At 56.8% G+C, this 14,630-nt stretch carries 11 protein-coding genes; 2 read left to right on the forward strand and 9 right to left on the reverse strand.

Annotated features, from left to right (window positions below):
• Positions 1-36: 36 nt before the first annotated feature.
• Entirely contained in the window at positions 37-309 is a 273-nt protein-coding gene (locus IM295_RS19095) for a DUF3811 domain-containing protein (RefSeq protein ID WP_193067178.1), read from the forward strand.
• On the opposite strand, the gene rluF is transcribed toward IM295_RS19095, so the two are convergent.
• The 5 genes from rluF to metH all read right to left on the reverse strand — a co-directional run bounded on the left by rluF (position 310) and on the right by metH (position 7,500).
• Entirely contained in the window at positions 310-1,182 is an 873-nt protein-coding gene (gene rluF, locus IM295_RS19100; protein ID WP_047366837.1) for a 23S rRNA pseudouridine(2604) synthase RluF, read from the reverse strand.
• Positions 1,183-1,235: 53 nt separating this feature from the next.
• Positions 1,236-1,574 carry a helix-turn-helix domain-containing protein gene (locus tag IM295_RS19105; RefSeq protein ID WP_047366884.1) on the reverse strand — a complete coding sequence of 113 codons (339 nt, stop codon included), beginning with the start codon at positions 1,572-1,574 and terminating at the stop codon, positions 1,236-1,238.
• 2 nt (positions 1,575-1,576) lie between these two features.
• A complete protein-coding gene (locus IM295_RS19110; RefSeq protein ID WP_032654612.1) occupies positions 1,577-1,927 on the reverse strand; it encodes a type II toxin-antitoxin system RelE/ParE family toxin in 351 nt (116 codons plus the stop codon).
• A gap of 144 nt (positions 1,928-2,071) precedes the next feature.
• Positions 2,072-3,703, reverse strand: a complete 1,632-nt coding sequence (locus IM295_RS19115) for a Na/Pi cotransporter family protein (protein ID WP_041911578.1) — start codon at positions 3,701-3,703, stop codon at positions 2,072-2,074.
• Positions 3,704-3,816: 113 nt separating this feature from the next.
• A complete protein-coding gene (metH, locus tag IM295_RS19120; protein WP_193067179.1) occupies positions 3,817-7,500 on the reverse strand; it encodes a methionine synthase in 3,684 nt (1,227 codons plus the stop codon).
• 193 nt (positions 7,501-7,693) lie between these two features.
• Between metH and iclR the strand changes: the two genes are divergently transcribed.
• Positions 7,694-8,521, forward strand: a complete 828-nt coding sequence (iclR, locus tag IM295_RS19125; RefSeq protein ID WP_074148023.1) for a glyoxylate bypass operon transcriptional repressor IclR — start codon at positions 7,694-7,696, stop codon at positions 8,519-8,521.
• Here iclR and aceK read toward each other — a convergent pair.
• The 4 genes from aceK to metA all read right to left on the reverse strand — a co-directional run bounded on the left by aceK (position 8,475) and on the right by metA (position 14,426).
• Complete coding sequence (gene aceK, locus IM295_RS19130) at positions 8,475-10,238, reverse strand: bifunctional isocitrate dehydrogenase kinase/phosphatase (RefSeq protein ID WP_193067180.1); 1,764 nt, start codon at positions 10,236-10,238, stop codon at positions 8,475-8,477. The two genes, iclR and aceK, sit on opposite strands and share 47 nt — an antisense overlap.
• A gap of 50 nt (positions 10,239-10,288) precedes the next feature.
• Positions 10,289-11,593, reverse strand: a complete 1,305-nt coding sequence (gene aceA / locus IM295_RS19135) for an isocitrate lyase (protein ID WP_028015114.1) — start codon at positions 11,591-11,593, stop codon at positions 10,289-10,291.
• Between the two features lie 31 nt (positions 11,594-11,624).
• The gene (aceB, locus tag IM295_RS19140) at positions 11,625-13,226 is read right to left on the reverse strand and encodes a malate synthase A (protein ID WP_193067181.1); all 1,602 of its coding nucleotides are present in this window, start codon (positions 13,224-13,226) and stop codon (positions 11,625-11,627) included.
• 270 nt (positions 13,227-13,496) lie between these two features.
• Complete coding sequence (gene metA, locus IM295_RS19145) at positions 13,497-14,426, reverse strand: homoserine O-succinyltransferase (protein WP_048957448.1); 930 nt, start codon at positions 14,424-14,426, stop codon at positions 13,497-13,499.
• Between the last annotated feature and the right edge of the window lie 204 nt (positions 14,427-14,630).

The following is a 14,630-nucleotide window of genomic DNA, read 5'->3' on the forward strand; positions in this document are numbered from 1 at the left end:
TTTACACTGAAGCCTCCCCATCAGGAGGCTTCAGCAATGGCTACACCACGATTGACCCAGAAAGACATGACGGAAGCCGAGCAGCGCGAACTGAAAACGCTTCTCGACCGCGCCCGCATCGCCCATGGCCGCACGCTGACGAACGCCGAAACCAATCAGGTTAAAAAAGAGTACATCGACAAGCTGATGGCGCAACGTGAGGCTACGGCGAAAAAAGCCCGCAAGCTGAAAAAAGAGCAGGCTTATAAGCCGGATGCAGAGGCGACCTTTTCCTGGTCCGCCAATACATCAACCCGTGGAAGGCGCTAATCAGCGCCCTTTCTTTTTGCGACCCGGCTGGGTAAAGCGTTTTCCGTTACCCGGCTTGCCCCGCCCTTTCTCTTCCGCCTGCGGTGCCTTAACTACCGGACGTTTAATCGCCTGCGTTTTCGGTTTGGCTTTGGCTTTCGGCTTCGCTTCGGACGAGGAGTTTTCGATAAGCTTGAACAGCTCGATCAGCTCGTCGTCCGTTAAGTCACGCCACTCGCCCAGCGGGATCCCGGACAGGCTGACGTTCATGATGCGCGTACGTTCCAGCTTCGTCACTTCATAACCAAAATACTCGCACATGCGACGGATCTGGCGGTTCAGGCCCTGCACCAGCGTGATACGGAACGCAAAGGGCGCTTCTTTTTTGACCTTGCACTTCTTCGTCACGGTGCCCAGAATCGGCACGCCTGCGCCCATGCCGCGGATAAATTCGTCCGTCACCGGCTTGTTCACCGTCACGATGTACTCTTTCTCGTGGTCGTTACCGGCACGCAGAATTTTGTTCACCAGGTCGCCGTGGTTGGTGAGGAAAATCAGCCCCTGAGAGTCTTTATCCAGACGGCCAATCGGGAAAATACGGCTACTGTGGTTCACGAAATCAACAATGTTGTCCCGCTCGCCGTCTTCCGTGGTGCTGACAATCCCAACCGGTTTGTTCAACGCGATAAACACCAGGTCTTCAGCATCACGCGGTTCAATGAGCTGACCATTCACTTTAACCACGTCGCCAGGGACCACCTGGTCACCGATAGTGGCGCGTTTGCCGTTGAGGAACACGTTACCTTGTTCAATGTAACGGTCCGCCTCGCGACGTGAGCAGATCCCGCTCTCGCTAATGTACTTGTTTAATCGGGTTGATTGAGTTGGCAGCATAGTTTCTCCTGTGAAGGGCGAAATATACCTTAGGTATGGACTGGAAAAAAAGATTAGCCGACGGTAACTGAGACGGGTTTTCCAAGTTTACATAACATCATGATCAGCGTATCAAGGGTGAACTTACTGGTTTTGAGGTTCACGACATCAGACACGCGGGGACGAGAGACGTTTAGCCTGACGGCAGCGTCAGTCTGACGCAGTTTATTCTCCGCAATCCACGAGGAAATTTCCTGCATCAGTTGCCGCTTGATGGCAAGCAACTGCTCAACCTCTTTTTCGGCACTTTCGTGCAACTGTTTAGCTTCACTTTCTTCAAAACCCAGCTCAGCAAAAATGTTCGTTTCTGAAGCTGTCACATGCCGAATTTTTGTATCAACGCGTCTTCCCATTTTCATCCTCTCCGAGCATCAAGCACCGCCTGAAAACGTGCCTTTGCTATGTATTTATCATGGCCTGATGTCCGCTGCGTTTTCTTCTTAAAGCAATGCAGTACGTAAACAGCATCCTCATAACGAGCCAAATAGATGATTCGGTATGCGCCCGTGTCACCGCGTAGCCGTATCTCTGCAACGCCTTTGCCAATCTCTGAGATCGGCTTCCAGTCTGCCGCCTCTAATCCAGCCTGTAATCGATGTAGCTGATACCCTGCATCCCGCCGGATTTCCTCCGGGAAGCCGAGCAAATCATCGAAGGCACTCCCCATCCATGCAATGGGTCTCATTGCTGGTTTTTCTGAAAGCATACCACATCCCTGTATAAAATTTTATACATAAAAGATTACATTGTCTCACTCCACAGGTCTGCTTATGACCTGAGGAGTGACGTTACGTTTTCAGTGGAGTTTGGTCACGCCTCATGGAGAGGATCTGCGAGGCGCTTTCAGAGATTAATACTCATCCCGCTCGTCATCTTCATCCGGCTGTTCCATCACGCTGTAGGCCACCGCGCAGAACAGCGAGTTAAGACGCTTCATATCCCCCAGCAGCCCCAGGTGCAGGGAGCTGGTCTCGATGCTCTGCACGTTCTGCTGGTGCAGACGTTCAACGTGGGCGTGCGAGTAGCGGCGGTTGAGGATGCGGAAACGATGCTTGTTGCGGCGCAGGCGGCGTGCGCTCGGTACGTCGCTGGAGAAGAACACCGACATCGCCAGCTTCAGGTTGCTCACCAGCTTTTCGTGCAGCGCTTCCAGCTCCTTCAGCCCTTCCACGGAGAACGCCCGACGCGCGGCCAGGGATTTGTCGGCAATCTCACTGCCCATACGCTCAACGATGTCCGAGGCCTGCTCCAGGTTAAGCGACATCTCAATGATTTCCGCCCAGCGGCGGGACTCCTCTTCCGCCAGCTCGTCCTGCGGGATACGCGCCAGATAGAGCTTGATGGCGGTATACAGCACGTTGATGTCATCCGCCAGCCTGCGCAGCTCCTTCTCCTCGCGCGGCTCGCCGTGCATCACCTTTTTCAGCCCTTCGAGCATGGTTTCCATCGCGTCGCCCATGCGCAGCGTTTCGCGGGCGGCGTTGGCGATGGCCAGCGCGGGGGTGTCCAGCACGGAGGTATCCAGATGCTTCGGCTTAAGGCGCGCGTCCAGCTCCGGTTCATCACGGATAAGACGCTCGCAGAAGCGGGCCATCGGTGCGGCAAACGGCACCATCGCCAGGCAGCGCACCAGGTTATAGAAGACGTGGAAGTAGATCACCAGCTCCGCTTTCGGCAGCGGGAGGTTGTCCATCAGGTTTGCCAGCGGATGGACAAACGGCAGAATAATCAGGCTGCCCACCAGCTTAAACAGCAAACTCCCCAGCGCCACGCGGCGGGCGGCAGCATTGGCCGCGCTGTTGTTAAGCATCGCCAGCAGGCCAGAGCCGAGGTTAGCGCCGATCACCAGACACAGCGCCACCGGGAAGGAGATCGCGCCCGCGGCGGTGAGCGTGGCCGTCAGCAGCACGGCGGCCAGGCTGGAGTAGCTGATGATGGCAAACACTGCCCCGATCAGCGCATCCAGCATGATGTCACCGGTCAGCGAGGCGAAGATGACCTGCACGCCGTTCGCCTGGGTGATAGGCGTCACCGCCTGCACAATCAGTTCCAGCGCCAGCAGAATCAGTCCGAGGCCAATGCCCACGCGGCCAAGCTGCCCGGCACGCGTTTGTTTGCGGCCAAGAAAGAAGATAACCCCGATGAAAATCAGCAGCGGCGACAGCCAGGAGAGATCGAACGTCAGGATACGCGCCATCAGCGCGGTACCGACGTCAGCACCCAGCACGATCACCAGCGCCGGGGCGAGCGCGACCAGATCCTGCGCCACGAAGGAGGTGACGAGCATGGTGGTGGCATTGCTGCTTTGCACCAGCGCCGTGACGCCAATCCCCGCGCAGAAGGCGAGCGGCTTCTTCTCAACGCTGCCGCTGAGGACGGTACGTAAGCGCGCGCCGAACACGCGCATCACGCCGGTGCGGACAATATGGGTGCCCCATACGAGCAGTGCGACTGCCGAAAGCAGATGTAACAACGTCAGCACGGAAGTGGGTTCTCCTTATCGTTATAGATTTTATGATTAAGTATAAGGGTTTAAACGTAAGAAAGAGACAGGGCACCGTTGAGGTGCCCTGTTTGTTGTAAGGAAAAGTGACGTTAGTCCGCGTCGTAGCCTAAATTCGGCGCCAGCCAGCGCTCTACTTCAGACACGCTCATGCCTTTGCGCAGGGCGTAATCTTCGATCTGATCGCGCTGCAGCTGCGCCACGGCGAAGTACTTGCTGTCCGGATGACTGAAGTACCAGCCCGACACGGACGCGCCCGGCCACATAGCGAACGACTCGGTGAGCTTCATGCCGGTATGCGCTTCTACGTCCAGCAGTTTCCAGATAGTGCCTTTTTCGGTGTGTTCCGGACAGGCCGGATAGCCCGGCGCCGGACGAATGCCCTGGTAGTTTTCGCGGATCAGCTCCTCGTTGCTGAGGTTCTCATTCGCCGCGTAACCCCAGTACACCTTACGTACGCGTTCGTGCAGGTATTCAGCAAAGGCTTCCGCCAGGCGGTCGGCAATCGCTTTCACCATGATCTTATTGTAATCATCGTGTTGCGCTTCAAACGCGTCCGCCAGGGCGTCTTCTTCCAGACCGCCGGTTACCGCAAAGGCGCCGATATAGTCAGCTTTCCCGCTCAGCTTCGGCGCAACGAAATCCGCCAGGCAGTAGTTGGCAAAGCCCACTTTTTCGGTTTGCTGCCGCAGGTGATGGCTCACGGCCAGCACGTGGGTGCGGGTTTCATCGCGATAGATTTCTACGTCGTCACCCACGCGGTTCGCCGGGAACAGCCCCACCACGCCGCGCGGGTTGAGGGTTTTCTCTGCGCTCAGCGTGTCCAGCATATCGTTGGCGTCTTTAAACAGACGCTTCGCCTCTTCGCCTACGACTTCATCTTCGAGGATGCGCGGATATTTGCCCGCCAGCGACCAGGTCATAAAGAACGGCGTCCAGTCAATGTAGTTGCGCAGCGTCTCGATGCTGGCCGTCACGTCCTGCACGCCCAGACGATGCGCGACCGGCGGCGTATAGCTTGCCCAGTCAAAGGCCAGGTCGTTATCGCGTGCGGCAGCGAGCGTCACCGGCGGCGTGCGCGGTTTTTTGCGCCCGTGCTGTACGCGAACGGTTTCGTACTCCTGGCGAGTGCGCGCCACAAAATCGTCGCGCTGAGTCTCGGAGAGCAGTGCGGAAACCACGCCCACCGTGCGCGAGGCGTTCTGCACGTAAACCGTCGGTCCGCTGTAGTTCTGCTCGATCTTCACTGCCGTGTGTGCTTTCGAGGTAGTCGCCCCGCCAATCAGCAGCGGAATGGTGAAGCCCTGACGCTCCATCTCTTTTGCCACGTTGACCATTTCGTCGAGCGACGGCGTAATCAGGCCGGAGAGGCCAATCAGATCGGCGTTCACTTCGCGCGCGGTCTTGAGGATTTTATCCGCCGGAACCATCACGCCAAGGTCGATAATTTCGTAGTTATTACACTGCAACACCACGCCAACAATGTTTTTGCCGATGTCGTGCACGTCGCCCTTCACGGTGGCGATAACCATTTTACCGTTGCTGGAGCCCTTCTCTTTGCTGGCTTCGATGAAGGGTTCAAGATAAGCCACTGCCTGCTTCATGACGCGAGCGGATTTCACCACCTGCGGCAGGAACATCTTGCCCTCGCCGAACAGATCGCCAACCACGTTCATGCCGTCCATCAGCGGCCCTTCGATCACCTCAATCGGGCGGGCTGCCTGCTGACGCGCTTCCTCGGTGTCCTGCTCGATGAACTCGGTAATCCCTTTCACCAGCGAGTATTCCAGACGCTTTTTCACGTCCCAGGCGCGCCACTCGGCCTGCTGAACATTGGCCGATTCATCCGATTTACTGCCGCGGTATTTTTCCGCCAGGTCGAGCATGCGCTCGGTGGCGTCGTCGCGACGGTTGAGGATCACGTCCTCTACGGCATCGCGCAGTTCGGCAGGCAGATCGTCGTAAATCGCCAGCTGTCCAGCATTGACGATACCCATGTCCATCCCATTGCGGATGGCGTAGTAGAGGAACACGGCGTGGATCGCTTCACGCACCGGGTCGTTGCCGCGGAACGAGAACGAGACGTTCGACACGCCGCCGGAGATCAGCGCATGCGGCAGCTCGCGCTTGATGTCTTCACACGCGCCGATAAAGTCCTGGGCGTAGTTGTTGTGCTCTTCGATGCCGGTCGCGACGGCAAAGATGTTCGGGTCGAAAATAATATCTTCCGGCGGGAAGCCCACCTCTTCGGTCAGAATTTTGTACGCGCGGCGGCATATCTCAATTTTGCGCTCGCGGGTGTCGGCCTGGCCCACCTCATCGAAGGCCATCACCACCACGGCCGCACCGTAGCGGCGCACCATCTTCGCGTGGTGGATAAAGATATCCACGCCCTCTTTCATCGAGATGGAGTTAACGATGCCTTTGCCCTGAATGCACTTCAGCCCTTTTTCGATGACCTCCCACTTGGAGGAGTCAATCATGATCGGCACGCGGGCGATATCCGGCTCACCGGCAATCAGGTTGAGGAAACGCACCATCGCCGCTTCGGCGTCAAGCATCCCCTCGTCCATGTTGATATCGATAATCTGCGCCCCGCTTTCCACCTGCTGGCGGGCGACGTCCAGCGCTTCGCTGTACTTCTCTTCTTTGATCAGGCGCTTGAATTTAGCGGAACCAGTAACGTTGGTACGTTCACCCACGTTCACAAACAGGCTGTCGTCGCCGATGGTCAACGGCTCCAGACCGGAAAGGCGACAGGCAACCGGCAGCTCTGGCAGCTTGCGCGGCGGCAGCCCGTCCACGGCGCGGCTCATGGCGGCGATGTGCTCCGGCGTGGTGCCGCAGCAGCCGCCGACGATGTTCAGGAAGCCTGACTCGGCCCACTCGCGGATTTGCGCCGCCATGGTGTCAGCATCCAGATCGTACTCGCCAAACGCGTTCGGCAGACCGGCGTTCGGATGCGCGGTAACGTAGCATTCGGCGATGCGCGAAAGCTCCTGCACGTACTGACGCAGTTCGTCTGGTCCCAGCGCGCAGTTCAGGCCGAAGGAGAGCGCGTCGGCGTGGCGCAGGGAGTTATAAAACGCTTCGGTTGTCTGGCCGGACAGGGTACGCCCGGAGGCGTCGGTGATGGTGCCGGAGATCATGATCGGCAGGTCAACGCCCAGCGCCTCAAACTCCTCTTTCACCGCGTATATCGCGGCTTTGGCGTTGAGGGTATCGAACACCGTTTCAATCAGGATCAGGTCGGAGCCACCTTCCACCAGCGCTTTGGTCGATTCACGATACGCCGTAACCAGCTGGTCAAAGGTGATATTACGAAACGCCGGATCGTTGACGTCCGGTGAAATCGACGCGGTGCGGTTGGTCGGGCCAAGCACCCCGGCAACGTAGCGCGGCTTGTCCGGCGTGCGGGCCGTCCACTCGTCGGCACAGGCGCGGGCGAGCCTGGCCGCCTCATAGTTGATCTCCGCCGACAGGGATTCCATCTGGTAATCCGCCATGGCGATGGTTGTCGAGTTGAAGGTGTTGGTTTCTACAATATCCGCACCCGCTTCGAAGTAGGCGTTGTGGATATCCTTAATCACGGACGGCTTGCTCAACACCAGCAGGTCGTTGTTTCCTTTCAGGTCGCAGGGCCAGTCGGCGAAGCACTCGCCGCGGAAATCGTCTTCGCTCAGACGATAGCTCTGGATCATGGTGCCCATGCCGCCGTCCAGCACCAGAATTCGTTCATTTAACTGCGCACGCAGTTGCTCTACTTTGCTGCTCACACTTGCTCCCGACAACGCTCAACAAGGCCAAAAGGCTGCGTTCCATACTGGCACAATCTCGCAGGGTGGAAAAGTCACGCCGCGGTAACATGAGACATGTTCACCATCACTCCTCCGATCAGTCAGGAAAGCGGTTGCAAATTCACCAAATAAAACGAAAATGATTTCCACGATACAGAAAAAGGAGATCGTCATGGTCGCGACCGTTCCCGCCAAACGCGGCAGAAAACCTGCCGCCACCGCCGCTGCACAACCCGGCGGACAGGTTCAATCCCTGACGCGCGGTCTGAAGCTGCTGGAGTGGATAGCCGAGTCGCACGGTAGCGTGGCCCTGACGGAGCTGGCCCAGCAGGCTGGCCTGCCGAACTCCACCACGCACCGCCTGCTGACCACCATGCAGCAGTTGGGCTTTGTCCGCCAGGTCGGCGAGCTGGGGCACTGGGCGGTGGGCGCGCATGCGTTTATCGTGGGTAGCAGCTTCCTGCAGAGCCGTAACCTGCTGGCGATTGTGCACCCGATCCTGCGCAAGCTGATGGAGGAGTCCGGCGAGACGGTGAACCTTGCGGTGCTCGACCAGAGCGACCACCAGGCGATTATCATCGACCAGGTGCAGTGCACGCAGCTGATGCGCATGTCCGCGCCGATTGGCGGCAAGCTGCCGATGCACGCCTCCGGGGCGGGGAAAGCGTTTTTGTCGCAGCTCAGCGAAGAGCAGGTGACGGGGCTGCTGCACCGTAAAGGGCTGCACGCCTACACCCACGCCACGCTGGTGTCGCCGGTGCATCTGAAAGAAGATCTGGCGTTGACCCGCAAGCGCGGCTATTCGTTTGATGACGAAGAACATGCCCTTGGGCTGCGCTGCCTCGCGGCCTGTATTTTCGACGAACATCGCGAGCCGTTTGCTGCGATCTCCATCTCTGGCCCCATCTCACGTATGACCGACGACCGGGTGACCGAGCTGGGCGCGCTGGTGATTAAGGCCGCGAAAGAGGTGACGCTGGCGTATGGTGGGATTCGTTAAACCGCACACAAAACCGCTGCTTGCGGCGGTAAGCGTACACATCCTCCACGTGCCCATTTTTGATCCGCGTTTGTAGCCCGCGCCAGTAGCTGGCGTGGAACAGATCTTCATGCATTTCTTCAAATAACGGCCCGATGCGTGGGTCCGCACACAGCCAGTGGCGAAACTCCTCGGGAAACACATCGCCCGGCGAAACGCTGTACCACGGCTCGCTGGAGAGCTCATCCTCCGGGTAACGGGGCGGCGGGATATCGCGGAAGTTCACCTCGGTCATGTAGCAAATTTCATCGTAATCGTAGAACACCACCCGCCCGTGCCGGGTGACGCCGAAGTTTTTAAACAGCATATCGCCAGGGAAGATATTGGCGGCGGCGAGCTGGCGGATGGCGTTGCCGTACTCTTCGATGGCATCACGTAATGCCTGGCCCTCTGACTGTTCCAGCCAGATATTGAGCGGCACCATACGGCGCTCAATATAGAGATGGCTAATCGCTATTTTATCGCCCAGATCGGTGATTTTCGTCGGCGCTTCCTGCATTAACAGCGACATGAGCGCCGGATCGATCTGCTGCTTATCCAGCACAAAGTTTTCAAACTCCTGGGTATCGGCCATTCGCCCGACGCGATCGTGCTCTTTTACCAGCTGATAGCAGGCGCGGACGTGGGCTGCGGTCATCTCTTTCTGCGGGGCGAATCTGTCTTTTATCACCTTAAAGACCCGGTCGAAGCCCGGCAGCGTGAAGACCAGCATCACCATGCCGCGGATACCTGGCGCTTCGATAAACTGCTCATCAGCCGCGGTGACATAGCGCAGGTATTCCCGGTAACTTTCCGTTTTGGCATGCTTCTGACAGCCAATCGCCATATACAGCTCGGCGGTGGTTTTACCCGGCAGGATCTCGCGCAGCCACTCCACCAGGGCGGCAGGCAGCGGGGCGTACACCATGAAATAGGAGCGGGCGAAGCCAAATACGATGCTGGCCTCGGCGCTGGTGGTCAGGCAGGTATCGACAAACAGTTCGCCGTCGTCGGTACGGTGAATGGGCAACAGAAACGGCACAATGGCCGTCGGCGTAACCAGTTTGCCCACCAGCCAGGCGGCCTTATTCCGGTAGAAAAGCTCGTTGGCCACCTGCAAATGGCTGCGGCTGAGCACCTCCTCGCCGTAGGTTTCACGAAGATGCGCATGGATATAGCCGATATCCCGGAGCTTGTTCTCCCACGGCAGGCGCAGCGGCAAATCCGTTAAGATGCGATGCAGGAGCTTTTCCCACCCGCGATCGGGAAAGAAATCTTTCGCCAGCGGACGCGGAATGGTACGGAAGCGGCGCTCAGGCTGGGAGCTGAGGATAAATAACCGCTCAGGAGATAATGAGCGGTGGTCAAATAACCGGCAATAGACGGAGTTGAAAAAGCTCTCCGCAATCTCGAAGCGAGGGTAGTCGGGTAACAGATGGGTGTAATGCTCTTTCACGCGCAGTAAAAATGCCGCGTCCGGGCTTTTACCGTCGGTAATACAGCGCAGCTGCTCCACCACCAGACCCACATGGTGGTCATAGAGATGAATACGCTGCTTCATGGCCTGCTGAACCGCATGCCAGTCTGCATGTTCGAAGCGCTGCTGCGCGCCGGAGGTCACTTCCAGAAAACGACCATACTGGGCATCAAAGCCCTGCAGAATGGTTTGGGCAATCAGCAATTCCAGGCCACGCGACATATATTCCCCCTCACCCCGTCCCTCTCCCCGGAGGGGAGAGGGGGAAAAGTTTAAAACTGTGCTTCTTCGGTTGACCCCGTTAAGGCGGTAACGGATGAGGCGCCTCCCTGGATGATGGTCGTCACGTTATCAAAGTAGCCCGTACCCACTTCCTGCTGGTGAGAAACAAAGGTATAGCCGTCTTTACCAGCGGCAAACTCCGGCTGCTGCACCTTCTCAACGTAGTGCTTCATGCCCTCCCCCTGCGCGTAAGCGTGCGCCAGGTCGAACATGTTGAACCACATGCTGTGGATGCCTGCCAGGGTGATGAACTGGTACTTGTAGCCCATATCCGACAGCTGCTGCTGGAAGCTGGCGATGGTTTTGTCATCCAGCTTTTTCTGCCAGTTGAAGGACGGCGAACAGTTGTAGGCCAGCAGTTTGCCCGGATATTTCGCATGAATCGCATCGGCAAAGCGCTTCGCCAGCGCCAGATCCGGCGTGGACGTTTCACACCAGACCAGGTCGGCGTAAGGGGCATAGGCCAGGCCGCGGCTGATGGCCTGTTCGATACCGGCATGCGTGCGATAGAACCCCTCGCTGGTGCGCTCGCCGGTAATAAATTCGCTATCGTACGGATCGCAGTCAGAGGTAATCAGGTCTGCCGCATCCGCATCGGTACGGGCAATCACCAGCGTCGGCACGCCGAGCACGTCAGCAGCGAGACGCGCGGCAACCAGCTTCTGAATCGCTTCCTGGGTCGGGACGAGAACTTTTCCGCCCATATGCCCGCACTTCTTCACCGACGCAAGCTGGTCTTCGAAGTGAACGGCCGCTGCACCGGCCTCAATCATCGATTTCATCAGTTCGAAGGCGTTCAGCACTCCGCCGAAGCCCGCTTCCGCATCCGCCACGATCGGCAGGAAGTAATCAATAAAACGCGGATCGTTGGGCTCGATGCCTGCGGCCCACTGGATCTGATCCGCGCGGCGGAAGGTATTGTTGATCCGATCCACCACCGACGGTACCGAGTTGGCCGGATAAAGAGATTGATCCGGATACATGCTGGAGGCCAGGTTGGCGTCCGCCGCGACCTGCCAGCCGGAAAGGTAAATGGCTTCTATGCCGGCCTTCGCCTGCTGCAATGCCTGACCGCCGGTCAGCGCACCGAGGCTGTTGATATAACCCTTTTTGGAGCCACCGTGCAGCAGCTTCCACATTTTCGCCGCACCGTTCTGTGCCAGCGTGCATTCCGGGTTGACCGAGCCGCGTAATTTCACCACGTCCTCCGCGCTGTAAGGACGGCGGATGCCTTCCCAGCGCGGTTGAGTCCACTCTTTCTTTAATTCTTCGATTTGTTGGGTACGGGTTTTCATGTGCAGATGCTCCATATTGTTATGTGGTGAGTTACGCCAGGAAGCGGTAGCCCGGCAGGGTCAGGAAGTCGATTAAGTCATCTGATGTGGTGATTTGCTCCATGAGGCGCGCTGCGTCGTCAAAGCGTCCGCTGCTGAAGCGGTGTTCGCCCAGCTCGTCCTGGATGACCCGCATCTCTTCGGCCAGCATCTGACGGAACAGGGCTTTGGTGACCGGCTTGCCGTTGCTGAGCGTTTTTTGATGGTGGATCCACTGCCAGATAGAGGTGCGCGAAATTTCCGCCGTGGCAGCATCTTCCATCAGGCCGTAGATAGGCACGCAGCCGTTGCCGGAGATCCACGCTTCGATGTACTGGACCGCGACGCGAATATTGGCACGCATCCCCTCTTCCGTTCGCTCGCCCGCGCACGGTGCCAGCAGCTGTTCTTCAGCCGTTGGGGCATCTTCTTCGCGCGTGACAAACAGCTGATTTTTGTTATCGCCGAGTACGCGATTGAAGACCTCCATCGCCGTATCGGCCAGGCCCGGATGGGCAATCCACGTGCCGTCGTGACCGTTACGGGCTTCCAGCTCTTTATCGGCTTTCACCTTGTTGAGCACCTGATTATTGCGCTCCGCGTCTTTGCTCGGAATAAAGGCCGCCATGCCGCCCATCGCAAAGGCACCGCGCTTGTGGCAGGTTTTAATCAGCAGACGCGAATAGGCGCTCAGGAAGGGTTTATCCATGGTCACGACCTGGCGGTCCGGCAGTACGCGATCGGGATAATTTTTCAGGGTTTTGATGTAGCTGAAGATATAGTCCCAGCGTCCGCAGTTCAGGCCGACAATGTGGTCGCGCAGGGCATGCAGAATTTCATTCATCTGGAACACGGCGGGCAGCGTTTCAATCAGCAGCGTGGCCTTGATCGTGCCGCGCGGCAGGTTGAAGCGATCTTCCGCGTAGCTAAATACTTCGCTCCACCAGGCGGCTTCCTGCCAGGCCTGCGTTTTTGGCAGATAGAAATAGGGACCGCTACCTTTTGCCATCAGGTTTTTGTAGTTATGGAAGAAATAAAGTGCGAAATCAAACAGGCTGCCCGGAATGGCTTCTCCACGCCATGTGACATGTTTTTCAGGGAGGTGCAGACCTCGTACGCGACAGATCAGCACCGCCGGATTCGGTTTGAGCTGGTAGATTTTCCCGGCTTCGTTGGTGTAGCTGATGGTGCCGTTGACGGCATCGCGCAGGTTGATCTGCCCGTCGATAACTTTGTTCCAGTCCGGGGCCAGCGAGTCTTCAAAATCGGCCATAAAGACTTTAACGTTGGCGTTCATGGCGTTGATCACCATTTTGCGCTCTACCGGACCAGTGATCTCAACGCGACGATCCTGTAAATCTTCAGGAATGCCGCGGATTTTCCACTCACCACGACGAATGGAAGCAGTTTCCGAAATAAATCCTGGCAACTTGCCGTTATCGATTTCCTGCTGTTGGTGAATGCGTGCCGCCAGCAGCTTATTGCGCTGCGGCGTAAAGCGGGTCACCAGCTCAGTCAGAAACTCTACCGCTTCGGCCGTCAAAACCTGCTGTTCTTGCTCACCATTCGGCTGGGTAAAGGTCAATTCATCGACCGTGGTTGCCTGTTGAGTCATCGTTCTGCTCCTCATCAAAGATCCAAAATCACGCCCCCAATGCGAACGAAAGATCGTTGTGTAGTTTTCGCTCAGCAGAATTAAGACTATCTATAATTTTTCCAAAATCAAAAACAATTTCCATTTTAATTTTAATTACAACGCAACATGATGATTAATATGGAGTTAAAGTTTCCTGGTATGTTGAACGGGATTTCGGAAATAAAAAAGGCACCCGAAGGTGCCTGATCTGAATAGCTGAAACGCTTTAGGATCGTTTAATGCAGACGATTACTCCAGCGTCGGATTCATGTGGCGAAGATCGTACGGCGTAATCTGGTAGACGTAATAGTTGAGCCAGTTAGTGAACAGCAGATTTCCGTGGCTGCGCCAGGTGGCTCCTGGTTTGTTTTGCGGATCGTTTTTCGGGAAATAGTTGTACGGGATATCCGGATTAAGACCCGCTTCGACATCACGGAAATACTCTGATGCGAGAGTATCGGGATCATACTCAGGATGGCCGGTAACGAACGCGATACGTTTGTCTTTACTGGCAAACAGGTAGGCATCCCCGTCTTCCGTTTCGGCCAGGATCTCCAGATCGGTGTAATCACGAATCAGCTGGGCCGGAAAATCGGCGTAGCGGGAATGCGGGGCCAGGAAGGTGTCATCAAAACCACGCGTCAGCAGCGCGTGTGGATGAAGAATGTGGTGTTCGTATACGCCGGAGAGCTTTTGAGTGCGGGTTTGCTTGGGAATACCGTAGAGAATGTTGAGTGCGGCCTGTACCGCCCAGCAGACAAACAGCGTTGACGTGACGTGATCTTTTGCCCATTCCAGCACCTGTTTGATCTGCGGCCAGTAAGCAACATCGTTAAATTCAACCAGACCGAGCGGCGCGCCTGTCACAATCAGTCCGTCGAAGTTTTCCCCCCGAATATCTTCGAAGTTACAGTAGAAGTTATTCAGATGCTCAGAGGGCGTGTTACGTGACTCGCGGGCATCAATACGCAGCAGTTGAATATCGACCTGCAGCGGGGAGTTCGACAGCAGACGCAGAAACTGATTCTCCGTCTCAATCTTTTTCGGCATCAGGTTGAGGATGAGAACCTTCAGCGGGCGAATTTCCTGACCTGTCGCGCGTGAAGCCGTCATCACGAAGACGTTCTCTTCACGTAAGAAATTGACGGCTGGTAGCTCGTCCTGCACCCGAATCGGCATAACCTTACTTCCTCACAATATACGTATAAACGTTTAGACATCCAGACAGCTAACGATACCCAGAAATGGTATGAATGTCGAGCCTGCAAGTCGAAGGTGAGAAAGTTTCAGGGAGAGGGAGAAAAACAAAAGCAAAAAACCCCGCACCTTACGGTACGGGGTTCTTCTTGATTGATGCCTGGCAGTTCCCTACTCTCACATGGG

The organism is Enterobacter cloacae complex sp. P14RS (assembly GCF_014895895.1).
GTDB lineage: Bacteria > Pseudomonadota > Gammaproteobacteria > Enterobacterales > Enterobacteriaceae > Enterobacter > Enterobacter bugandensis.

Coding starts and splice junctions, on each gene's coding strand:
- IM295_RS19095 (WP_193067178.1), top strand. CDS start 37: ATGGCTACACCACGATTGACCCAGAAAGACATGACGGAAGCCGAGCAG.
- rluF (WP_047366837.1), bottom strand. CDS start 1,182: ATGCTGCCAACTCAATCAACCCGATTAAACAAGTACATTAGCGAGAGC.
- IM295_RS19105 (WP_047366884.1), bottom strand. CDS start 1,574: ATGGGAAGACGCGTTGATACAAAAATTCGGCATGTGACAGCTTCAGAA.
- IM295_RS19110 (WP_032654612.1), bottom strand. CDS start 1,927: ATGCTTTCAGAAAAACCAGCAATGAGACCCATTGCATGGATGGGGAGT.
- iclR (WP_074148023.1), top strand. CDS start 7,694: ATGGTCGCGACCGTTCCCGCCAAACGCGGCAGAAAACCTGCCGCCACC.
- aceK (WP_193067180.1), bottom strand. CDS start 10,238: ATGTCGCGTGGCCTGGAATTGCTGATTGCCCAAACCATTCTGCAGGGC.
- aceA (WP_028015114.1), bottom strand. CDS start 11,593: ATGAAAACCCGTACCCAACAAATCGAAGAATTAAAGAAAGAGTGGACT.
- aceB (WP_193067181.1), bottom strand. CDS start 13,226: ATGACTCAACAGGCAACCACGGTCGATGAATTGACCTTTACCCAGCCG.
- metA (WP_048957448.1), bottom strand. CDS start 14,426: ATGCCGATTCGGGTGCAGGACGAGCTACCAGCCGTCAATTTCTTACGT.